The organism is Sphingobacterium endophyticum, from assembly GCF_009733535.1.
GTDB lineage: Bacteria > Bacteroidota > Bacteroidia > Sphingobacteriales > Sphingobacteriaceae > Sphingobacterium > Sphingobacterium endophyticum.
Genome location: NZ_SMMI01000012.1, coordinates 56,258 through 78,705 on the forward strand (window position 1 = coordinate 56,258; position 22,448 = coordinate 78,705).

Annotated in this window: 20 protein-coding genes; 13 read left to right on the forward strand and 7 right to left on the reverse strand. The window is 36.6% G+C overall.

Going from position 1 to position 22,448, the window contains the following annotated elements; all coding sequences use genetic code 11:
* The first annotated feature begins 5 nt into the window (after nt 1-5).
* The 7 genes from nadC (at nt 6) to E0Y80_RS14770 (ending at nt 8,410) form a co-directional block, all read left to right on the forward strand.
* A complete protein-coding gene (gene nadC / locus E0Y80_RS14740) occupies nt 6-863 on the forward strand; it encodes a carboxylating nicotinate-nucleotide diphosphorylase (protein ID WP_156308435.1) in 858 nt (285 codons plus the stop codon).
* 13 nt (nt 864-876) lie between these two features.
* Nucleotides 877-1,527 carry a glycerol-3-phosphate 1-O-acyltransferase PlsY gene (gene plsY, locus E0Y80_RS14745; RefSeq protein ID WP_156308436.1) on the forward strand — a complete coding sequence of 217 codons (651 nt, stop codon included), beginning with the start codon at nt 877-879 and terminating at the stop codon, nt 1,525-1,527.
* A 75-nt stretch (nt 1,528-1,602) separates the two neighbouring features.
* Entirely contained in the window at nt 1,603-2,406 is an 804-nt protein-coding gene (locus E0Y80_RS14750; protein ID WP_156308437.1) for a M48 family metallopeptidase, read from the forward strand.
* Between the two features lie 155 nt (nt 2,407-2,561).
* Entirely contained in the window at nt 2,562-3,446 is an 885-nt protein-coding gene (locus tag E0Y80_RS14755; RefSeq protein ID WP_156308438.1) for an ABC transporter ATP-binding protein, read from the forward strand.
* Nucleotides 3,447-3,456: 10 nt separating this feature from the next.
* Nucleotides 3,457-7,086, forward strand: a complete 3,630-nt coding sequence (locus E0Y80_RS14760; protein ID WP_231596059.1) for a M1 family aminopeptidase — start codon at nt 3,457-3,459, stop codon at nt 7,084-7,086.
* Between the two features lie 50 nt (nt 7,087-7,136).
* Nucleotides 7,137-7,589 (forward strand): GNAT family N-acetyltransferase, encoded by a 453-nt coding sequence (locus tag E0Y80_RS14765; protein WP_156308440.1) that lies wholly within the window; start codon nt 7,137-7,139, stop codon nt 7,587-7,589.
* Nucleotides 7,590-7,693: 104 nt separating this feature from the next.
* Nucleotides 7,694-8,410 carry an AAA family ATPase gene (locus E0Y80_RS14770; RefSeq protein ID WP_156308441.1) on the forward strand — a complete coding sequence of 239 codons (717 nt, stop codon included), beginning with the start codon at nt 7,694-7,696 and terminating at the stop codon, nt 8,408-8,410.
* A 14-nt stretch (nt 8,411-8,424) separates the two neighbouring features.
* On the opposite strand, the gene E0Y80_RS14775 is transcribed toward E0Y80_RS14770, so the two are convergent.
* Nucleotides 8,425-9,750, reverse strand: a complete 1,326-nt coding sequence (locus E0Y80_RS14775; protein ID WP_156308442.1) for a Na+/H+ antiporter NhaC family protein — start codon at nt 9,748-9,750, stop codon at nt 8,425-8,427.
* A 337-nt stretch (nt 9,751-10,087) separates the two neighbouring features.
* Nucleotides 10,088-11,539: an alanine/glycine:cation symporter family protein gene (locus E0Y80_RS14780; protein ID WP_156308443.1), complete on the reverse strand. Its 1,452-nt coding sequence runs from the start codon at nt 11,537-11,539 to the stop codon at nt 10,088-10,090.
* 207 nt (nt 11,540-11,746) lie between these two features.
* Here E0Y80_RS14780 and E0Y80_RS14785 point away from each other — a divergent pair, with 207 nt between their 5' ends.
* Nucleotides 11,747-12,703: a hypothetical protein gene (locus E0Y80_RS14785; RefSeq protein WP_156308444.1), complete on the forward strand. Its 957-nt coding sequence runs from the start codon at nt 11,747-11,749 to the stop codon at nt 12,701-12,703.
* Between the two features lie 55 nt (nt 12,704-12,758).
* Here E0Y80_RS14785 and E0Y80_RS14790 read toward each other — a convergent pair whose 3' ends face one another.
* Nucleotides 12,759-13,139, reverse strand: a complete 381-nt coding sequence (locus tag E0Y80_RS14790) for a PEGA domain-containing protein (protein WP_156308445.1) — start codon at nt 13,137-13,139, stop codon at nt 12,759-12,761.
* 236 nt (nt 13,140-13,375) lie between these two features.
* On the opposite strand from E0Y80_RS14790, the gene E0Y80_RS14795 reads away from it, so the two are divergent.
* The 3 genes from E0Y80_RS14795 to E0Y80_RS14805 all read left to right on the forward strand — a co-directional run bounded on the left by E0Y80_RS14795 (nt 13,376) and on the right by E0Y80_RS14805 (nt 17,614).
* The gene (locus tag E0Y80_RS14795; protein ID WP_156308446.1) at nt 13,376-15,001 is read left to right on the forward strand and encodes an ABC-F family ATP-binding cassette domain-containing protein; all 1,626 of its coding nucleotides are present in this window, start codon (nt 13,376-13,378) and stop codon (nt 14,999-15,001) included.
* 227 nt (nt 15,002-15,228) lie between these two features.
* Nucleotides 15,229-16,962: a GMC family oxidoreductase gene (locus E0Y80_RS14800; RefSeq protein WP_156308447.1), complete on the forward strand. Its 1,734-nt coding sequence runs from the start codon at nt 15,229-15,231 to the stop codon at nt 16,960-16,962.
* Between the two features lie 10 nt (nt 16,963-16,972).
* Complete coding sequence (locus E0Y80_RS14805; protein WP_156308448.1) at nt 16,973-17,614, forward strand: gluconate 2-dehydrogenase subunit 3 family protein; 642 nt, start codon at nt 16,973-16,975, stop codon at nt 17,612-17,614.
* Between the two features lie 37 nt (nt 17,615-17,651).
* On the opposite strand, the gene E0Y80_RS14810 is transcribed toward E0Y80_RS14805, so the two are convergent.
* Nucleotides 17,652-18,239, reverse strand: a complete 588-nt coding sequence (locus tag E0Y80_RS14810) for an NUDIX hydrolase (protein ID WP_231596060.1) — start codon at nt 18,237-18,239, stop codon at nt 17,652-17,654.
* 22 nt (nt 18,240-18,261) lie between these two features.
* Between E0Y80_RS14810 and pyrE the strand changes: the two genes are divergently transcribed.
* Together pyrE and E0Y80_RS14820 are read left to right on the forward strand one after the other, a co-directional pair.
* The gene (pyrE, locus tag E0Y80_RS14815) at nt 18,262-18,909 is read left to right on the forward strand and encodes an orotate phosphoribosyltransferase (protein WP_156308450.1); all 648 of its coding nucleotides are present in this window, start codon (nt 18,262-18,264) and stop codon (nt 18,907-18,909) included.
* 4 nt (nt 18,910-18,913) lie between these two features.
* Nucleotides 18,914-19,312 (forward strand): SRPBCC family protein, encoded by a 399-nt coding sequence (locus E0Y80_RS14820; protein WP_156308451.1) that lies wholly within the window; start codon nt 18,914-18,916, stop codon nt 19,310-19,312.
* A gap of 57 nt (nt 19,313-19,369) precedes the next feature.
* Here E0Y80_RS14820 and E0Y80_RS14825 read toward each other — a convergent pair whose 3' ends face one another.
* From E0Y80_RS14825 to E0Y80_RS14835, 3 genes are read right to left on the reverse strand one after another with little or no spacing between them, the layout of a single operon-like run.
* Entirely contained in the window at nt 19,370-20,299 is a 930-nt protein-coding gene (locus tag E0Y80_RS14825) for a transporter family protein (RefSeq protein WP_156308452.1), read from the reverse strand.
* A complete protein-coding gene (locus E0Y80_RS14830; protein ID WP_156308453.1) occupies nt 20,299-21,327 on the reverse strand; it encodes a cytochrome-c peroxidase in 1,029 nt (342 codons plus the stop codon). The genes E0Y80_RS14825 and E0Y80_RS14830 overlap by 1 nt, the downstream gene beginning before the upstream one ends.
* Nucleotides 21,320-22,135, reverse strand: a complete 816-nt coding sequence (locus E0Y80_RS14835; RefSeq protein WP_156308454.1) for an MbnP family protein — start codon at nt 22,133-22,135, stop codon at nt 21,320-21,322. The genes E0Y80_RS14830 and E0Y80_RS14835 overlap by 8 nt, the downstream gene beginning before the upstream one ends.
* Between the last annotated feature and the right edge of the window lie 313 nt (nt 22,136-22,448).

The following is a 22,448-nucleotide window of genomic DNA, read 5'->3' on the forward strand; positions in this document are numbered from 1 at the left end:
GCTAAATGGAGAGAGAATTCAAAGATAAGCTAGTACATTTTGTTCAGGAAGCCCTTGAGGAAGATGTAAAAGAAGGGGATCACACCTCATTATCTACGATAAAAGAAGAACAATTAGGAGAGGCTCAATTATTGGTGAAAGAGGACGGTATTTTAGCAGGCGTAGAGGTTGCTAAGGAAATCTTCACACAAATAGACTCTGAATTAGCATTTGAATTGCTTATTTCAGATGGTACGGCTGTAAAATACGGCGATATAGCCTTTCGAGTAAGAGGCAAGATCCATACAATTTTAAAAGGGGAGCGTTTAGTTCTCAATATTATGCAACGCATGTCAGCGATTGCTACTCAAACCGCTCAATATGTTAAAGCCATTTCAGGAACTAAAGCCAAGGTTTTAGATACCCGAAAAACTACGCCTTTATTGCGTTTCTTAGAGAAGAAGGCTGTTGAGATTGGAGGAGGAGTTAATCATCGTTTTGGTTTGTATGATATGATCCTGATTAAGGATAATCATGTTGACTATGCTGGTGGAATTTCATCCGCTGTAAATGCAGCATTTGCATATAAAAAGGAAAAGCAGTTAGATATTGCGATAGAGGTTGAGGTGAGGAACTTTGATGAGTTAAGAGAAGTGTTAAGCCTTGAGGCAGTTGATCGCGTGATGTTTGATAATTTTACTCCAGCCCAGGTTCAAGAGGCAGTCGATTTAGTAGGAGGAAGATTAGTAACGGAAGCGTCAGGAGGAATCACATTAAAAACTATAGCAGACTATGCCAATGCAGGGGTAGATTATATTTCTGTTGGTGCATTAACGCATTCGGTTAAAAGTCTGGATTTAAGCTTGAAAGCAAAACTTATTTAGTAAATTGCTGTAGATGATATCAATATACCTAGTAGGAATAGTCATATTAGCATATCTTTTCGGTTCAATACCTACAGCCGTATGGTTTGGGCAGGCATTTTATGGGGTTGATGTTCGTGAATATGGGAGCGGAAATGCAGGTGCGACCAATACCTTTCGTGTTTTAGGGAAAAAAGCAGGTGCCATCGTGATGTTTGTTGATATTTTGAAGGGATGGACAGCGACCAATTTGCCATATTTATTAGATAGTTCTTTAGTTGGGAATCAAGATGGACCTCAGTTTGTCAATATACAATTAGCATTGGGAGTTATCGCGGTATTAGGACATTTATTTCCAATCTTTGCAGGTTTTCGTGGTGGAAAAGGAGTTGCTACCCTATTTGGAATGGTGCTGGCAATCCACTGGCCTGCAGCCTTGGTCTGTGTCTCGGTCTTCCTTTTTATATTGCTAGTCACCCACTATGTATCGTTAAGTTCTATTATGGCGGGCTTTGCTTTTCCATTTTCTGTTGCCTTTATATTTAAAACTACAGTTCCTTCCATTCTCTTGTACGGAATTGCTATATGTGCTTTAATTTTGGTTACCCACCAAAAAAATATCGAGAGACTACTCAAGGGAAAAGAATCCAAGATATATTTATTCAAGAAAAAACCGAAGGATTAAACTTTTGGGTACAAGTTTTGTTTAATACTTCGAGATAATGTAAAAGTATTAGATAAACTAAATCAAAAAACACTTATGAAACGAATAACTAAATACACTTCCATGTTGCTTTTAGGGGCAACTTTGGTAGGTTGTGCTACGTCGGCCATCACTGGTCGTAAGTACTTAAAATTAGTAGACTCTCAAACCATAAACAATCAAGCGGCGCTTGCATATAAGGACTTTTTAAGTAAGAATTCATCCAAAGTTGAGACTGGCTCAGCTGCTGCTACACAAGTAAAGAGGGTTGGAAACCGTATCGCTGCTGCAACGAATGAATATTTGAGGCAGATTGGGGCTGCTGATAAGTTCAATTTTAATTGGGAGTTCAACTTAATCGAAAGTGATCAGGTCAATGCTTGGTGTATGCCAGGAGGAAAGGTTGCGGTCTATACAGGTATCTTGCCAGTAGCAAAGAATGACGCTGGATTAGCTACCGTAATGGGTCATGAGATTGCCCATGCAATTGAGGAACATTCGGTGTCACAAGTTTCCAATGCTATGGCTGCTCAATTAGGTGCACAATTGTTAAATGCCGCTGGAACAATCAGCAATAGCAGGTATACAGGTATTTTCAATCAAATATATGGTATTGGTTATCAAGTAGGATCATTGAAATTCTCAAGAAATGATGAATTAGCGGCAGATAAAGCTGGTTTGATTCTGATGGCCATGGCTGGATATAATCCAGAGGAGGCCGTTTCTTTTTGGGAAAGAATGGCACAGGGCAAAAAAGGAAGTACGCCAGAATGGTTAAGTACTCACCCTAGTGATGCTAGACGTATCAGCCAATTGCAAGCGATGGTTCCAGAAGCTATGAAATACTATAAAAAACAATAATAAGGCTTATAAATTACCTTTTCAGGGAAAGAATACATGGACCGGTTAGTTTACACTAATCGGTTTTTTTTATGTTTTCAAAAAAAATGAATTTTCGTGTTACATTTTTAAGTTTTTAGATACTAATAGTATAGCTAACACAAAACAAATTATAAATGGAACTTAAAATCAGTAATTTAACGAAAACATACAATAATGGGGTGAAAGCCTTAGACCATGTCAATTTGGAGATAGGACCGGGCATGTTTGGGTTATTAGGTCCGAATGGTGCTGGGAAATCTTCTTTAATGCGTACCATTGCAACGCTACAAAGCCCCGACGGAGGATCCATTCAATTTGGTGATATTGATGTGTTAAATGATAAGAATGCTTTAAGACGCATTCTTGGTTACCTCCCCCAAGAATTTGGTGTTTATCCCAATCTATCCGCTGAGGAACTGTTAAATTACTTTGCTGACTTAAAGGGTATCGGCAATAAACAAGATCGTAAGAAGATTGTGCAAAACGTTTTGGAAATCACCAATTTATATGATTTTAGAAATAAAAGTGTTAGTGGTTATTCTGGCGGAATGAAGCAAAGGTTTGGCATAGCTCAAATGTTGTTGAATGATCCAAAATTAATTATTGTCGATGAACCAACAGCAGGTTTAGATCCAGCAGAACGACACCGATTTTTAAATGTACTTAGGGAGATTGGAGCACAGCATACCGTTATTTTCTCTACGCATATTGTCGATGATGTTCGGGAATTGTGTCATGAATTAGCGATTATGAATGGAGGTAAGGTCTTATTCCGTGGAAGTACCCAAGAAGGAACGCAATCATTAGCAGGAAAGATTTGGCAAAAGAAGATTGACCGTGCTGATTTTGAAAAGGAAAATGCAATCTATAATATAATTTCTTCCAATTACAATCAGGATAATAGTCTGAATATTCGGGTCTATCATGAGAATCTTCCGCATGAATCCTTTACTTCAGCTACCCCAATGTTGGAAGATGTTTATTTTGTAACCCTTAAGAGCGACAAGGTAAATGTTTAGTACGATTTTCATGTTTGAAATAAAACGCTGGTTGAAGCAGCCTGTGTTTTATGTGTATTGTGCTATTTATTTTGGATTAGCTTATTTTACCACGATTTCAAATTTAGGTGCTTTTGATGCAGTAACTCGAACAACATCAGATCCTGTTTTTGTCAATGCACCTATTAATATTGCTGGTTTTTTCAATAGTTTTTCCACTTTAATTTACTTTTTAATACCAACGATTGTTGGAGCGTCAGTGTATAGGGATTATCTGTATAATGTCCATACGCTCTTGTTTTCATATCCACTGAATAAGCTAAATTATCTTTCGGCAAAATTCTTAAGTTCTTTATTGGTAGTCACCTTTATTGCATTTTTATGTGTATTAGGCTATTATGTCGCTCAATATCATCCAGGGATCAATGTTGAGATGTTGGGGCCTAATAATTTTAGACCCTATGTTGAAGGTTTTTTAGTGACTGTTTTACCGAATTTTATCCTTTTTGGGAGTATTATTTTTGCCTTGGTTACTTTCAGCAGAAATATCTATGTAGGATTCGTATTTGTTTTAGTTTTATTTTTATTGCAAACCTTATTGGATGTAGCTACGCAGAATGTTGATAATCGATATTTGGTGGCCTTACTGGATCCATTTGGATTTGAACCCATACTTTATTACAGTCGATATTGGAGCGTCGAGGATCAGAATACAAACCTGTTACCTATCAAAGGAGTTCTTCTGTATAATCGTTTGATTTGGTTAGCAGTTGCAGGGTTAATATTTGGCATTGTTTATTACAAGTTCAGCTTTTCGCAATTAGGATTGTCTTTTAAGAAATCTAAATCTGGAGAAAGAATGACCAAGGATAACTTTGGAAGTATCTTGAGAATAGATTTACCAAAGGTTCAAATCAGGTATAATTTTATTTCAAATCTGAAACTGAGTTGGAGGCTTTCCAATACAGACTTTAAATTCTTGATTAAGAATTGGACATTTATCATTCTATTGATCATTGCATTTCTGTTTGTGTTGATTATCATTTCTATTTCTGGAGAATTGTTTGGGACCTCAACCTATCCTGTGACCTGGCAGGTTCTAACTGCAATGGGAAGTATGTATAGTTTCTTTTTGAACATTATGATATTCCTTTTCGCGGGAATGCTATTACAGCGATCTAGGCAAACGAATATGTTCCTACTGATCGAAGCGACGGCAGTTCCAAATTGGGTGCTGCTGTTTTCGAAATTCCTTGCATTGCTCAAGCTCGTATTCCTTGTTATGGCCGTGTGTTTGGTCAATGGTATTCTCTATCAAGCTTATAAGGGATATTTTAATTTTGAAATTGGACATTACCTCTATGAACTCTTTTTCTTAAATCCGTTAAAATTCATCTACCTCATTCTATTTGCTTTATTTATACATAGCTTTTTTAAGAACTATTTCGTGGGATTTATTCTCTGTTTGATCATATTCTTTGGAATTCCCTTCTTATCAAAAGTAGGAATTGAGCAGATGATATTTAAACCGGGATCTGACCCATCTTTTAGTTATTCAGATATGAATGGCTATGCAGATATTCGTCATTTTATCTATTATAGAATTTATTGGATACTCTTTGGAATTATCCTGTTTGGTTTAACCTTATTGTTTTGGAGAAGGGGGATTATTTCGAATTTTAAAGAGAGGTTAACTGATTTTGGATCCAGGCTAAAACCTTCAGTTTTAATTCCGATCCTATTGGCACTTATTGGGTTTTTGGGTTTGGGATATAAAATTTATGCAGAGAATAATATTGTTCAGCCAAGGTACTCGGCATTAGAAAAGGAATTGCAGCAAGTAGATTATGAGAAAAAATACAAGAAGTATGATGGCAGGGCAATACCAAGATTAATTGATGTAAAGGTTGATATGGATATCGATCCTAAGAAGAGGGATTTTTTGGCGAAAGGTAAATTTACCTATGTCAATAAGACTTCCGAGGCGATAGATACCATATTTATGAATCTGACACCAGACTTAAAGATTGCTGCTAAGTTTCATCAGCCGTCAGACCTAATCTTAAAAGATTCTGTATTAGCTGTGGATATTTATAAACTTAAAACCGCATTAAATCCTGGAGATACTTTACGTATTGATTATACGATTTCGAATGCAGCGAATGGATTTTTATTTGATCGTTCCGAAGTATTGGAGAATGGAACATTTATGAATAATATGATGTTCCCGGTATTGGCATATTTTGATGATGGAGAAATTGATGATAATCGCGTTCGTAAGAAGTACGGATTAGCCGATAAGCCAAGAATGGCAGATCCAAGGGATTCTTCAAAGTTGGGCAACAATTATATTTCTCAGGATGCAGATTGGATTAATTTTGAAGCGACTCTGAGTACAAGTACGGATCAAATTGCTATTGCACCAGGGTATTTGCAGAAAACTTGGGAAAAGGACGGTAAAAAGTATTTTCATTATAAGATGGATGCCCCAATTCTGAATTTCTATGCTTTTATGTCTGCAAAATACGAGACAAGGAAAGAGAAATATAAGGGGAAAGATTTAGAGATTTACTATCACCAAGGGCATGAATACAATCTTGACAGGATGATGGCCTCCATGAAGAAAGCTTTGGATTATTATGAATCAAATTATGGTCCATATCAGTTTAATCAGATGCGTATAATTGAATTTCCTTCTTCTATGGGGACATTTGCTCAAGCATTTGCGAATACTGTTCCATTTTCTGAAGGGATTGGATTTATCGCCAAAGTAGACGAAGATGATCCTAATGCCGTAGATTATCCCTATTCTGTCGTAGCTCATGAGTTTGCTCACCAATGGTGGGCGCACCAAGTTATTGGTGCCTATGTTCAGGGAGCAACAATGATGTCCGAATCTCTTTCGGAGTACAGTTCCTTAAAAGTCTTAGAACATACGTATGGTAAGGATCAAATGACTCGTTTTTTAAAAAATGCTTTGGATTCATATTTGTTGGGTAGATCAAGTGAGCAGATCAGAGAAAATCCATTGATGTTCAATGAAAATCAAGGTTATATACATTATAATAAGGGATCATTGGTTATGTATGCGATGAGTGACTTCTTGGGAGAACAAAAATTTAATGATTTCCTTAAAGCTTATGCGAGTAAAGTCAAATTTCAACTTCCTCCTTATACTACCTCGATAGAATTTGTTGATATGTTAAGACCTGTAGTTCCGGATACCCTTCAATATCTGATTAAAGATCTTTTCGAGACTGTTACACTCTATGATAATCACATCAAGGATGTAAATGTTAAAGAGTTAGACAACGGGAAATTTGAGGTTAACATCAATTTCTTGACCTCTAAGTATAGGACCGATGCTTTAGGAAAGAAAAGCTATGAAGATGTAAAAGGAACTTCTTTGGCACATAAAGATGGTAAAAAGACGGTCAATTCATTGCCTTTAAATGATTATATGGATATCGCTATCTTCGCTGAGCCAATTGAAAAGGAAGGTTATAAAGTCGATAACCCTTTATATCTTAAACGTATAAAAGTTGATAAGATCAATAACCAGATAAAAGTAATCGTCGATAAAAAGCCTATAGAGGTCGGAATTGATCCCAACTACAAACTATTGGATCAAGACTCGAACGATAATCGAAAAAAGATATAGAAGCGTATTATTTAACTTTTAGTTAACTTTTCAATAGATATATTTGCAGCATGCAGACATCAGATTTCGAAATAATTGAATATTCAGATTCCTATAAGGATCAAGTTTTAAATGTTTGGGAAAAATCAGTACTTGCGACCCACGGTTTTTTAAAACAAGATGATTTTATAGAAATTAAGGTATTAGTTCATTCCATAGATTTCAATGATTTCCAGGTTTTTTGTCTGCTAAATGAAAATAGAGTATTGGGGTTTATAGGTGTTGCAGAGAAAAAAGTTGAAATGCTCTTTATTGACCCTGCATACATTGGACAAGGGTTTGGCAAGAAATTATTAAACTTTGCTATCCATGAATTAAATGCAAATCTGGTTGACGTAAATGAACAGAATACAAATGCCCTCAAATTTTACCAAAAATTCGGATTTGAAATATTTGAAAAAACGGATAGAGATGAGCAAGGAAGAGAATATCCTTTATTGAGAATGAGGCTAATCGGAACTTAGTTAAAATATCCGGGAAAATCAATTTCTACTATCTAAGACCCTATTGTTTTCGTAAACAATTCATTTAATACCTTATCTTTGGATACAGAAAAGAATTCAATTTTATGAACATTCAGGACCTTATTATTAAGGATAAAGATCAGGTTTTATTAGAGGATGTATTTTTGAGCTATGAGAATCGGGAAAAAATTGACCAATTAATTAAGGAGCACCTCTATTTGGAAGATTTAAAGCAGTATGGATTGCCTGTGAGTAATAAGCTCTTGTTATACGGTCATTCAGGCTGTGGAAAAACGACTACCGCTAAGGCTATTGCCAATTCCTTAGGAAAACCCTTGATTATCTTGAATTTAAGTAATGTAATAAATTCTAGAATTGGTGAGACTTCTCAGAATGTTAAGCAGGTATTTGACCGTGCGTCAAGGGATAAGGGAGTTTTGTTTTTAGATGAATTTGATCAATTAGGGAAGGCTAGGGGTGATGATGAGAATGATGTAGGAGAGATGAGACGGTTAGTCAATTCGATCATCCAACAAATCGACTATTTACCTGATGAAGTTTTATTGATCTGCGCAACAAACCATATTGACATTATTGATTCAGCTTTAATTAGAAGGTTTCAGATTCGCGTTCAATATGATATGCCCGATAATGATTCATTAGATCATTACTATGAATCCTTATTGTCGAGGTTTCCTAAAGAATTACATCCTAAGAACAGGCGGTATGGAATTTCATTTGCTGAAGCTAAGGATAGTTTATATGCCATAGTTAAATCCAATTTGATCAAGAAATTGGATATGAAAGGCCGCATGTTATAAGTTTAAAATCTCTTTTATACTGCCGGATTAATTTTCTTTTCTTTTCTAAACAAAATAAATAGGAAAGCAACAATTCCCATCAATACAGGGTAGTATAGATATTGCATGACATCTAGCGGTGACATTAAAGGTTGATTCTTTTCGCTCAGAAGCATGTTAGCTGCAGCCATTGCTGCCAATATTTGAGCTCCATACGGAACCAAACCTTGTATAAAACAAGAAATGGTATCTAATATACTTGCAACACGGCTACCATCGAGCTGATTTTCGTCGGAGATATCCTTTGCAATCGGACCAACAATAACAATCGTAATGGTGTTGTTTGCAATAGCAAGGTTTACTAAACTAACCAGAAATGCGATGCTAAGTTCCGCTCTCTTTTTGGAATTGATTCTTTTTGTAACGGCATGTAAAAGATAGTCGATTCCTCCATTCATACGGATGATTCCAACAACGCCACCTATCACAAGGCAAAGAATACTCAATTCAAACATTCCAGCGAAGCCATCATTGATGGATTTTAGGATGGCAAGAAAATCTATGGATCCCGTAAATAGACCGATTAAAGCAGCACAGATTATTCCGATTCCCAAAGTCCAGATTACGTTCAGACCAATGAGGGCAAGTACAAAAACGAGGACATAAGGGAGGATTTTTATGATTTCATAAGTTCCAACGTTCAGGTCTTGCGCATTTTGAAGCATTTGAAATCCAAGTATGGCATAAATTATCATGACCAAAATGGCTACTGGCAGAACCATTTTAAAGTTTACTTTGAACTTTTCTTTCATGCCTACTCCCTGAGTTCTAGTCGCTGCAATTGTTGTATCCGATATAAATGAGAGGTTGTCCCCAAACATGGATCCGCCAATAACTGCTGCCAAGGCAATGGCCATAATCCCCGGGATATTCTCCTCCAGACCAACAGCAATAGGAGCTAGGGCAACTATTGTACCTACAGATGTACCTAAAGAAGTTGATATAAAACAGGAAACCAAGAATAGTCCCGATATAATAAATTGCGGAGGAATGTAAGTTAGCGCAAAGTTAATCGTTGAGGAAATTGCTCCGATATTTTTAGAAAGCTCGCCAAAAGCGCCAGCCAGCAAAAATATAAGAATCATGATGAGAATGTTTTCATCACCGGCACCTTTTGCAAAACTTGATAATTTTTCTTTAAAAGGCTTTTTGGGGAATTGAAGGAAAGCAATGAATAGAGAGATCATGAAGACCACCAAAACCGGTAGGGCATAGAAATCGCCGAGCATATACGATCCAGCGAAGTATATGACAACAAAAAGAATGAGTGGTAATAAGGCCCAGATATTGCCTTTATTCATAAGCTTAGTTTAATGATTTTTTTCAAAAATAGGATATTATTCATAAAGTCAGGTAGTTCAAGGTTCTGATTTAATTAGGATTCATCGTCAAAATCAATTTTAAATGACTTTAAAATCTGATTTTCAATTTCTTAATGCTTTGCAATAAGAAATTATATGTACCTTTAATATAATCACCAGAATAAACATAAAGCAATAAAAATGAAAAGAACCCCATTGACAACTTTAATTCTGTTGTTATTAGTGGCATTTGTTTTAGTTTTTGCTACTACCTGCTTCGGGATTCATTAAAAAAAGCGAGGCTTAATTGAAAAATTAAGCCTCGCTTTTTAATATCTTATTCCGATTTATTTTCCCAGAAATCGGCATTTTTAATTCCTATTGCTTTCGGATCAAAGTCAGGATCTTGAATACCTTGCTTCCTTTTCGATTTATAGTCTTTCCAAACTTTCATGGCAGTTTTGCTAAGGAGTAAGATAGCGATAATATTGGTCCATGCCATTAATCCGACACCTATATCTCCAATTGCCCAAGCTGTGTCTGCAGTTCTGATTGTTCCAAAATATACGGTACTTAAAAAGATAATTTTAAAGATCCATCCAATAATTTTTCTTGTTTTTTCATTTTTCACCAAATATGCGATGTTGGTATCGGCATAATAGAAATAAGCCATAATCGTTGTAAAAGCAAAGAAAAATAAGGCAATAGCAACGAATCCATTTCCAAAACCTGGAAAATGATGGGATACTGCGGCTTGCGTAAAACCATTATAGTCTACACCCGGCAGGTTTTCAACCAACAAGGTGGTTGGTTTTCCTGCAGCATCAACTTCTGTTACATTATACATTCCTGTAAATAATATCATTAGCGCAGTAGCGGTACAGACAAACAAGGTGTCAACATAAACTGAAAAAGCTTGTACTAATCCTTGTTGAGCAGGGTGAGAAACTTCTGCAGCTGCGGCTGCATGTGGGGCGGTTCCTTGTCCGGCCTCATTCGAATAAATACCTCTTTTTACCCCCCATGCGATGGCCATACCAATGATACCTCCAAAAGTAGCATTGAAGCTAAAGGCACTGCTAAAGATCAGGCTAAATACTTCAGGAATCTGTTGATAATTCATTGCAATGATTACTAAGGTCATTAAGATATATCCTCCCGCCATAAAAGGAACTACAAATTCTGCAACAGAGCCCAAACGCTTGACACCACCAAAAATAATCAGGATTAAAAGGACTACGATACCTATACCAGTATAATTAGTGGGAATTTCATAAGCATTGAATGCGGAAGAAGCGATAGCGTTACTTTGTACGCCAGGAAGGAGCAAGCCAGCACTGATAATGGTCAAAACAGCAAATATGGCTGCGTACCATTTTACTCCTAATCCTTTTTCAATATAATAAGCTGGTCCACCTCTGAACTCATTGCCTTCTTTTTGTTTATAGACTTGCCCTAAGGTCGCTTCCACGAAAGCCGATGCAGATCCTAAAAATGCTATTGCCCACATCCAGAATACGGCTCCAGGTCCTCCATAAAAAATTGCAGTAGCCACACCTATAATATTTCCTGTTCCCACGCGGCCAGAGATGGCCAATGCAAATGCCTGAAATGAAGATATCCCTTCATCGCCTTTCTTCTTAGCGAATAGAAGTTTCAACATATCTTTCAAATAAGCCACCTGAAGGAATCCTGTACGGAAAGAAAAGTAAAGTCCTGTGCATAAGCACAAATAAATAAAAACATCACTCCAAACTAGATTGGAGATCGAGGAGATTATATTATCCATTAATTTGGTTTAAATAGTTATTTACCATTAATAATGCCGTAAAGAAAAGGTTTTTTTTATAAAAAGTCATAAAATAATTCCAGATTAGAATGGAACAATTAATGAAATCCTAATTAAAATTTAAGTAACTAAAGTCAAGAATAATTGATTTTAAACTTGGATATATCGATTTCATACATCTAATTTGTGTTTTATTACACATTAATTATGAAACATCTTTTCAAACTCTCTCTGGCTGGGATTATTTTGCTTCAGCTATGCTCATGCCGTTCTGTTAAGAATATGGAGATCAGAGATTTATTGCATCATAGCAATTGTAATCAACAGAATGTTTATGATTATACCTTAGATAGTCTGCCGATTCCATTACATGAGCAGCAGGTTTCACCTATAATTTCGCAGAAACTAAGTTTTAACAGTTTAAATATGGCCAATGCCATCGGGATATTGAAGCTAGTCACGAGATTTGCAGAATTAAGACAGAATCCTAAAGGGGAAGATGATTTAAAATACCGTTTAGAATTACTTGAGCTAAAACAGATTATTGATCAGAAAATCAATACTTCATCATTAGAAATTTCAGCTATTTCCTCGGAAATGGATTGCGAAGAGGAGCGGACTAGCCAGGTAGCTAATTACCTGGAAGGAAAGATAAGGGAGAGAGAATCAAAGTTAACTATTGGTGCCATTGTTGTCGGCGCTTTGGGCGCAATCCTGACTGAAGGGGTGATCAAAGAAGAAAAAGCAAGTCATGTGGTTGGTATTTCTACAGGTGTTGCCGAAGCTACTTTTGGGGTAATGATGCTGCTTAATGATGAAAACACGGAATTTTACCATAAAAGGAATGCTTTGCGAGATGTATGGTTTGGTTCAGAAACCTCCAAGAATTTCCCGGCGGCAGTGTGGTATTACCTGAATTATTCAAATCCTGAGAATGGTATAAAGACATCATTGAGAGAGCAAATCATCCAAAAGTGGAAGAGTTTTGGGCAGATCAATAAGTCCTCAGAAGAAGAGTTGTTACAATTATATTTTGGTGAGGGAGGAAAATACACAAGTGAGCAGTTGGATAACCGCGCAGATATGTATGATCAATTGGAATCCAATATAAATTTGATGAAGCAAGATTTAAAGGCGCTATCCTCAGAATTGGAGAAATTGTAACATAGATTCCAGTCTAAAAAAGCTGGAATCTACACATGGCTTTCTTTGCAGTAATTTATAACTGCTGATTATCAGGTTTAAGATTTATATCATAGAATACCGGGTCAAATTTCATCATTGCGCCGGTAGCAGCATCCACAATAAACCCAGGTAGGAATAACACATTTACGATAGAAACCATGTTAAAGGTGGTTGATAAGGTAAAATCATGTTTTTTATAACCTTCTTTTGATAAGGTTATCACCTGTCCATTAAATCCTTTTTTAAGCTCGATGTTGGCCGGGGATGTACCTCTTTCAACACCATTTACCTCAATTAATGCTCCACTTGGATTGGATTTAATCAGGACAGACTGTCTTTGTCCTGTAAAAATCGTTGCGCATGAGGTCGTGAACATTAGAACTGAAGCTAGTGCAAATGAAATTTTTGTTTTCATGAAATAATAATTGATAAAGTTAAATTTTTAAGTACGACAGTTAAAATTCGCTACGGTTTAATGGAGATTTCGAATTTTTTTTAATTTTTTAACTCGTAGTTGTGTATTTAGAACTTAACACCATGGAATTGAGTTTTTTAAACGCATTTATTTTGGTCAATAAAAATTAAAATAGTTAATAAAATGGGTCGGTTTATAGCTGTAAAAAACTGAATAAATAACTGTATCTTTGCGACATGATTAATGTTTCTAATTTATCTCTTCGTTATGGCAAACGTGTCTTATTCGAAGATGTCAACTTAAAATTTACTCCTGGAAATTGTTATGGTATAATTGGAGCTAATGGTGCCGGCAAATCTACCTTTTTAAAGATTATTTCAGGTGAAGTAGACCCAACCTCAGGTTCGGTTGCATTTACTCCTGGAGAGCGTATGTCGGTATTGAACCAGAATCACTATGCATTTGATGAGTTTTCTGTTATTGAAACTGTCATGATGGGTAACCAGGAATTATATAAAGTAATGAAGGAGAAAGATGAAATCTATATGAAGGAAGATTTCTCCGATGCAGATGGAGAGCGTGCAGGTGAATTGGAGAGTCTATTTGCAGAAATGGACGGTTGGAATGCTGAAAGTAATGCAGCCACTCTACTAAGTAACCTTGGGATTAAGGAGGATTTGCATTTTAAATTAGTGAAGGAATTAGATGGTAACGAAAAAGTACGTGTATTATTGGCACAAGCTTTATTCGGAAATCCAGATATTTTGATTCTGGATGAGCCTACCAACGACTTGGATATCAATACCATCGCATGGTTAGAGGATTTCTTGGCTACATATGAGGCGATTGTATTGGTTGTTTCCCATGACCGTCACTTCTTGGATGCGGTATGTACACATATCGTTGATATTGATTTTGGTAAGATGACCATTTACTCAGGTAACTATAGTTTCTGGTATGAGTCTTCTCAATTGGCGTTGAAACAACGTTCAGACCAAAACAAGAAAATGGAAGATAAGGTTAAGGAATTACAAGAGTTTATCCGCCGATTTTCAGCGAATGCTTCCAAATCAAAGCAGGCAACATCACGTAAGAAAGCTTTGGATAAAATCAATATTGAGGATATCAAGCCTTCCAATAGAAAATATCCAGCGATTATGTTCAATATGATGGATAGAGAGCCTGGAGATCAGATCTTGACCGTTGAGAACTTAGGGAAAACAATCAATGGAGAAGTTTATTTTAAGAATATCAGCTTTATGGTGAATAAAGGTGATAAGATTGCTGTCTTAGCAGAAAATAACTTAGTAACTTCTGCTTTCTATGATATTCTAACCGGAAGAGATAAGGATTATGTTGGTGAATTCAAATGGGGTATTACGATTACACCAGCGGATATGCCAATCGACAATGCTGAATTCTTTGAGGGCAAAAATGATAACTTGGTTGATTGGTTAAGAGACTATACCACAAAACCTGATGCAGACGAGCAGTTTATCCGTGGATTCTTAGGGAAGATGCTATTTTCAGGAGAAGAAGTTCTGAAGAAAAGTTCCGTATTATCTGGGGGCGAGAAAATGCGTTGTATGTTTTCGCGAATGATGCTTCAAGGGGCAAACTTCTTGATTTTTGATGAGCCTACAAACCACTTGGATTTGGAGTCCATTACGGCACTGAATAATGGTATAAATGATTTTAAGGGTTCTGTTTTGTTTACTTCACGAGATCATGAGTTAACTCAAACTGTTGCAAATCGTGTAATTGAATTAACGCCAAATGGAATTATTGACAAGTTAATGTCTTATGACGAATACATTAATTCTGAAGCTGTAAAAGCGCAGCGTGAAGAAATGTATAAATAAGGTACTATATAAATTCATGGGAAGGGGCTGAAGTTTTTCAGCTCCTTTTTTTATTTAATAATTTTTGGATTAAGGCTTCCTGAAACTAGAATATAAACGTATCAAAAATATTATGCGTATAATCATAATAATTTGCGGATAGTTTGTTATATTAGGTTGCTAAATAGAATAAGCAAAGATTATTCTAACATTTTAAACCGAATTTAAAATCATCATCACAAGAGTTTATGAGTGTTTTTCAAATTAAAGAAAACCCCGAAGTTTTTGATGCCATAGTTGTTGGATCTGGAGCGGGCGGTGGAATGGCGGGTTATATATTGGCGAATGCAGGCCTTAAGGTTTTGATGCTTGAGGCAGGGCCATTTTTTGACCCGAAGACAGATGCTATGCAATTGCGTTGGCCATGGGAATCACCGCGTCGCGGTGCTGGAGTTACAAGACCCTTTGGGGACTTTGACGCTGCATACGGAGGTTGGCAATTAGATGGTGAACCCTATAGTAAAGTGGCAGGAACTGAATTTGAATGGTTCCGCGCACGTATGTTAGGAGGAAGGACGAATCACTGGGGAAGGATTTCTTTACGAATGGGACCGGATGATTTTAAACCGAAAGATGGGGTTACTGATGCATGGCCGATTTCTTATGAAGAGGTTAAGCCCTTTTATGACCGAGTGGATCGCATGATAGGTATATATGGGACCGTAGAGGGTATTCATAATGAACCAGATGGTATTTTTATGAAACCACCGAAACCTCGCTTGAATGAATTGTATATTACTAAAGGAGCAAGAAAGGCTGGAGTTCCAGTTATTCCGGGTAGAGGTGCTGTTTTAACGGAATCATCACCGGAGATTAAAGGTCGCGGAACCTGTTTTTATTGTGGTCAGTGTGGCCGTTCTTGTAAAGTATATGGTGATTTTTCTTCATCTTCCTGTTTGGTTATTCCAGCAATGGAAACAGGAAATCTTAAAGTCATTGACAATGCGATGGTTCGCGAAGTATTAACCAATGATGAAGGTTTAGCGATTGGTGTTTCTTATGTTGATACAAAGGATTTACAGGAGTATTCAGTAAAAGGAAAAAAGGTCATCTTAGGAGCAAGTGCATGTGAAAGTGCTAGATTGCTTTTGAATTCCAAATCTAAGTCGCATCCAGGTGGAATTGGAAATAGCAGTGGCTTGGTTGGTAAGTATTTACATGATTCAACAGGAGCAAGTCTTGGCGGATTTTTACCTCAATTATTAGATAGAAAAAGATATAATGAAGATGGAGCAGGTAGTGTTCACATCTATTCACCTTGGTGGGGAGATCACAGTAAACTGAATTTTCCTAGGGGTTACCATATCGAGTATGGTGGAGGATTACATATGCCTTCTTATGGGTTCTTGAACTTTGTTCCTAATGTGAACGGTATGGTTCCTGGAAGAAATGGCGAAAAAAGAGAACAAGGTGGATATGGTGCAGGATTGAAAGATGATTATCGTCGTTTTTATGGTGCCAATGTCGGTATGGCTGGTCGAGGTACTGCATTAGCTCGCAAAGAAAACTATTGTGAGATTGACCCAACGAAGGTTGATAAATTTGGTATCCCGGTGCTTCGTTTTAATTATAAATGGGCGGATGAAGAAATCCAACAGGCGAAACATATGCAGGATACATTCCAATCGATTATGCATGAAATGGGTGCAATCATAACCTCAAATATTCCTGGAGCCGATACCTTATATGGTTTAGAGGCACCTGGAAAAATTATTCATGAAGGGGGAACTACACGTATGGGTGATGATCCAAAAACTTCAGTATTGAATAAATGGGGACAGGCGCATGATTGTAAGAATGTTTATGTTGTTGATGCTGGACCATTTGTGCAGCAAGGTGATAAAAACTTGACTTGGACAATTTTAGCTTTGTCCATGCGTACTGCGGAATATATTTTAGAAGAGAACAAAAAGTTAGCATAAGGATATCATTATGAATAGGAGAGATTCACTAAAAGCCTTAGGGCTAATTGCTGCAGGTTCCGGAGTATTAGCTGGAGCATGTAAGGATGATAAAAATCAGGGAGCTAAACAAGCTGTTGAAGGCAGTTCTGAGAAACTTCCCGGGGTTCAGGAATTTGAATACAAAAGAACAGAAGCCTTAATGGCTGAGAAGTTCTTTACGGAACATGAATTGGCTACCATTACAGTTTTATCAGATATAATCATTCCAAAGGATGATGTATCAGGAAGTGCATCGGAAGCTGGTGTACCAGCATTTATCGAATTTATGGCTAAAGATATTCAAAGTTACCAAACTCCATTACGAGGTGGTATGAAGTGGTTGGATGTTCATTGTCAAAAAGCGTATGGCAATGCTTTTATTAAATGTAAGAAAGAAGAACAAATAGCAGTGGTTGATGAAATAGCATATCCTCAAAAAGCAAGGCCAGAAATGGCGCAGGGGGTTGCATTTTTCTCATTAATGCGTGATTTAACATCCACTGGTTTCTTTACCAGCGAAATGGGTGTTAAGGATATCGGTTATCAGGGAAATAAACCAGGCGTATGGAATGGTGTTCCAGCAGACGTCTTAACTTCTCACGGTTTTGATCCAAATAAATTCTTTGGATAGGAAAAAAATTGAGCTGAAATTTTTCAGCTCAATTTTTTTATTTCTTTATGGTATTTACGATTTCCAATATTAATGGATAGGTATTTTCTCTGACCTTATTTAAATCACTAGCTTTAAGCCATTCAGCTTGGTCGATGTCTTCTTCCAATTGTGGAGTAAGCTTAGGAATTTTATTAACCCCCATTTGATACCATTTGGTTTGTTTTAAAACAAATTTATTGCGCATGTAATAAGTGTGGTAAGTTGTATCAACTTTTTTCCCAAGGTAATCTAATTTTATACCACATTCTTCTTCAACCTCACGCAATGCGGCGTCTTTCATTTTTTCGCCTTCCTCAACCTTTCCTTTAGGCAAGTCCCATTTACCCAATCTATGGATAAAAAGGTATTCACCATTGCCGTTTGTCACCAATCCACCGGCAGCTTTAATAATTCTCGTGGTAGATAATATCTTTTTAAAAACTTTTCTGATGTTTGGATGTATGTATAGGTAAACGGTTTTATCATTACTATGAGCTGAATCGTTGAAAAGTTTTTCCAGATCAATGTCTTGTAAACCAATTGTTTGAACGTTTTCTTTAATACGAGGGGTAAAATCTGCCAAAATTAACAGAGATTGGTTCATATAAATTTTATAAATTTGTGCCATGAATTATTTAAATGAGGTTGAACAAAAAGTTGCTGAATCCTTATTGCAAATTAAAGCAATAAAATTACAACCTAAAAACCCTTTTACGTGGGCGTCCGGATGGAAGTCGCCAATTTACTGTGATAATCGTGTTGCATTGTCGCATCCGGCCATCCGTACTTACATTCGTCAGAAATTATCTCAATTGATTCAGGAAGAGTTTGGATCGGTTGATATGATCTCAGGGGTTGCTACTGCAGGGATACCTCAAGGTGTTCTGGTTGCTCAAGATTTAGGATTGCCATTTTCTTACGTGCGCAGTAGTGCAAAGGATCATGGACGTCAAAATCTAATTGAAGGAGAAGTTGTTTCAGGACAGCGTGTGGTTGTCATTGAAGATTTAGTTTCTACCGGAAAAAGTAGCTTACAAGCCGTAAAAGCTTTGCGTGAAGCAGGTTGTAATGTAGTTGGATTAGTTTCTATATTCACGTATGGATTGGAAGTTGCCCGCAAAAACTTTGAGGAAGCAAAATGTACATTCCACAGCTTGTGTAACTATGATGCCTTAATTCATGTTGCTGCATCCAATAGCTATATCTTAGAATCAGATATTGAACTATTGGAGAAATGGAAAATAGATCCTGCAAATTGGACTCCAGAATCTTAATAATATGACTGTAATTCAAAATACTGTTGAAATCAATAAACCGATTACTGAGGTTTATAATTTCCTGTCGGATATGAACAATCATGAGCAGTTGATGCCAGAAAACATTGAGAAATGGACATCTACAGCTGATGAGGCTAGATTCACTATCAAGAACATGGCAAAGTTGTCATTGAGAATTAGTGAACGCCTAGAAAATAAAGAATTGGTAAGCATTCCGATTGAGGAAGCTCCATTTCCTTTGACATTACGTTGGAAATTGGAACCAAATTCGGACAATTCTACCAATGCTACATTTGTAATCGAAGCTGGATTGAACATGATGATGAAAATGATGGCATCAGGTCCTCTTCAAAAATTAGTGGATTTCCAAGTGAATAAATTAAAAGAAGTTTTAGGTTAATCCTAAACAACAAAATATGTAAAAGGCTACTGAATTGGTTTCAGTAGCCTTTTTTCTTTAAAAGGAAAAGGAAACATGTGTTAGGAATTTATTTCCAGCATCTATTCGACCAGCTCCTAAATTCTGGCTGATAGGTGTTTGAAAGGTTGCTCCCAAAGAAATTTGTTTGAGATTAATTTCTACCCCCATACTTCCATTGAGTATATTTCCTCCGGTTTCATGAATTAAATACCCCATTGTTCTATCTTTATTTTGCTTTTCATAGGCTAGGCCGATATTAGGGGCAATCCTCATATCTCTACCTAATGAAATTTTATAATAGGCAGAAGCATTTGCCATCAGTTTATTGCCATAATGGTAATTGTCTTTGTTTTCGGTATTGATTTTATAAGATGCATTCGCATTGATTCCGAAGTCTTGTATTCGGATGTCATACATCATATTTGCCATAAAGTCTAATGAACCTGTTCCTAACTGGAAGATATTGGGACTGGTTCCATTTGCATTTTGCTGCTCAGTTAAATCATATTCACCAGTTGGTAATTTGACTCCCGCACCTAACCAAAGGGATTGAACGAGTAATTTATTAGAAGCCGTTGTATTGCTGCTTTCAAAAAGTTTATAGTATCCATTAAAAAAAATATCTCCTAATCCATTTTTCTTTTGGAGCATGTCTGATCCGGAGGTATATTTTTGATTGAAATTATAAGGTATCATGCCTAATACTCTCCATTTATTTCCGATGTTCCAGGCTCCCCAGACTTCCATACTGCGGTAATCTTCCTCACGAGTTAATGCTGTCCGGTTGCCATAGGGATCTAATTGGGTCAATAAGCTACTTTGTTGATATCTTATTCCTGCAAATCTTTTGCTGAAATCTGGTAATAGTCCAATATAATACCCGCCTACGCCACAGCCGCAGATGTCACATGCTTTGCTGAAGCCAATGCTGAATATCAATGTTATGATGATTATAAATTTTTTCATTATTGTTCTTGAAAAAGTGTGTTTTTTAAAAATGTTTCGTCATTTAAGGTGGTCAGAAATGCCATTAATGCACTAACCTCTTGATCTGAAAGTTTTATTCCCATATTTTTTTTCAGGATGGGATCTAAGTTATCTGTCGGCTGAACTTCTTGTGTATAATGTCTTATTACAGCTTCCAAAGTCCTAAACCTACCATCATGCATATATGGTGCTGTAGCATTAAGGTTTCTTAAGGTAGGAACCTTGAATTTTAATCGGTCTGATTCGAGCTGGGAAATTTCCCAACGGCCTTGGTCTTTTGCCAGGTTTTCACCAATTCCATTATCACGAAATGAATGATCCGTAAACAAGGGTTCTTTATGGCAAGAATTGCAGTTTGCTTGAAAGATCTGATATCCTTTTAATTCCTGTTCGCTGAAGGTTGCTTCTTTTCTAATAACTTTATCGTATTTGGAATTATCGGAAACGAGGGTGACCATAAACTGAGACATTGCCTTGAACATTATCGTAGAATTTATTTCCGGTGAGCCAAATGCTTCTTCGAACATTTTTCTATAGGTAGTAGATGCCCGTAATTTGTTTAAGACATTTGGAAGTTTCTCGTCCATTTCTACGACATTTTCAATAGGAGCAATGGGGAAGAGGTCCAAATGAAAAACACCACCGTCCCAAAAGAAAGAATTAGACCATGCGAGGTTAAATAGGGGCATACTATTACGTATGCCCACTTTGTCATCGATTCCATGGCTTACATCATGCCCATGATGGGTAAAGCCATGTTCTGCAATATGGCAGCTGCCACATGAGATTGAATTATCTCTGGATAATTGACCGTCATAAAATAGTTTTCGACCTAATTTGAACCCTGCAGTAGTGACAGGGTTCTTAGAGAAATTATATATAGGCTCGGGGAAATGCTTTGGTTTATTAAAGGAAACCAAAGCCTCTTCCACAACATCATCTGCTTTCTGACAAGCAATAATTAATACTAGAATAATTCCCAAAACCATGAATATCTTCTTATTCATTAGCTATTTTTTGGAAGTTATGGGTATGATCATGGGTAAACATGCCACTGTAATTGTTGGCAATCAGGTCATTTGGTCCGCTGACCATGACCGTGCTGAACTCATTGATCTTTATTTTATTTGGTCCATCCAATACTTGCCCCAAATCAACCATTAAATGAATATCCGAGCTAAGACCTTCTTGAACCGTTGCAATTCCCGCTTTTTTAAGATCAAGGGCCACTGTTCTTAAGTTGTTTTTTGTGGGCTTAGAAGGATCGTAGCCTCCAAAGAGCCCAATATGATAGGCATAGCGTTTATTCGCATTTTTGGATGCAGAAGATTCACCCTCCATTTTGAAAAATATATAGCCGCTATTCCAAGACCAATACATGTCATTCCCCTCAATATCCAATACTCCGGTTCTATCCTCCTTAGGAAGAACGCTAGTAGCACTGTCAACGCCCAAGATAAATTCAAGCTTTGTATAATTACCTTCCGGGATTTTAAATTTTGGAAAGAGCGATTCTGAATTAGAAGCATCAATCAGGAAAAAGGACTCCTTTTTAGGAACTGTGTAAACCTTTCCTTTATCATCTGTGAGTTTAATATTGCTCACATAATATTTCAAAAGATCAATGTTATAGGTCTCTTTGAAGCTATTGCTATATTGGGAATTTTTTAATGTTAATGTTTTTCCATTAACGATATGGTCGAATTTTAATTTTAGTTGACCAGTTTTATTGTTGTCAAATTCAATATTGTCTTTTTGGCAAGAAAATAAGGTAAATACAGCCATTAAGCTGCAAAGAATAAGGTTTGCTTTCATTTTTTTAGCGTTATTGTATTAATAAAATTTTACTGAAATGTTTTCTTTCGGTATTTGATTAATCACAAATTGCTAGTGGTGGACGGAAGACCTTATTTACAAATATTAGTTGATAAAAATTGGGTTCGAAAAGATTGAATTCTATTTGATAAACAATGTTTGCCCAAGGACGCAAAAAATTAAACAGTACAATCGCTGATGTTACCGCTTCATGTAGCTTTACTTTGAATGATTGTTGCTCCTTTTCCTGTTGTTGCTTGAGTTTTTTGGCTAGATAACATTGTCCGTGGCAATTGTTATGTTCCATATTCCT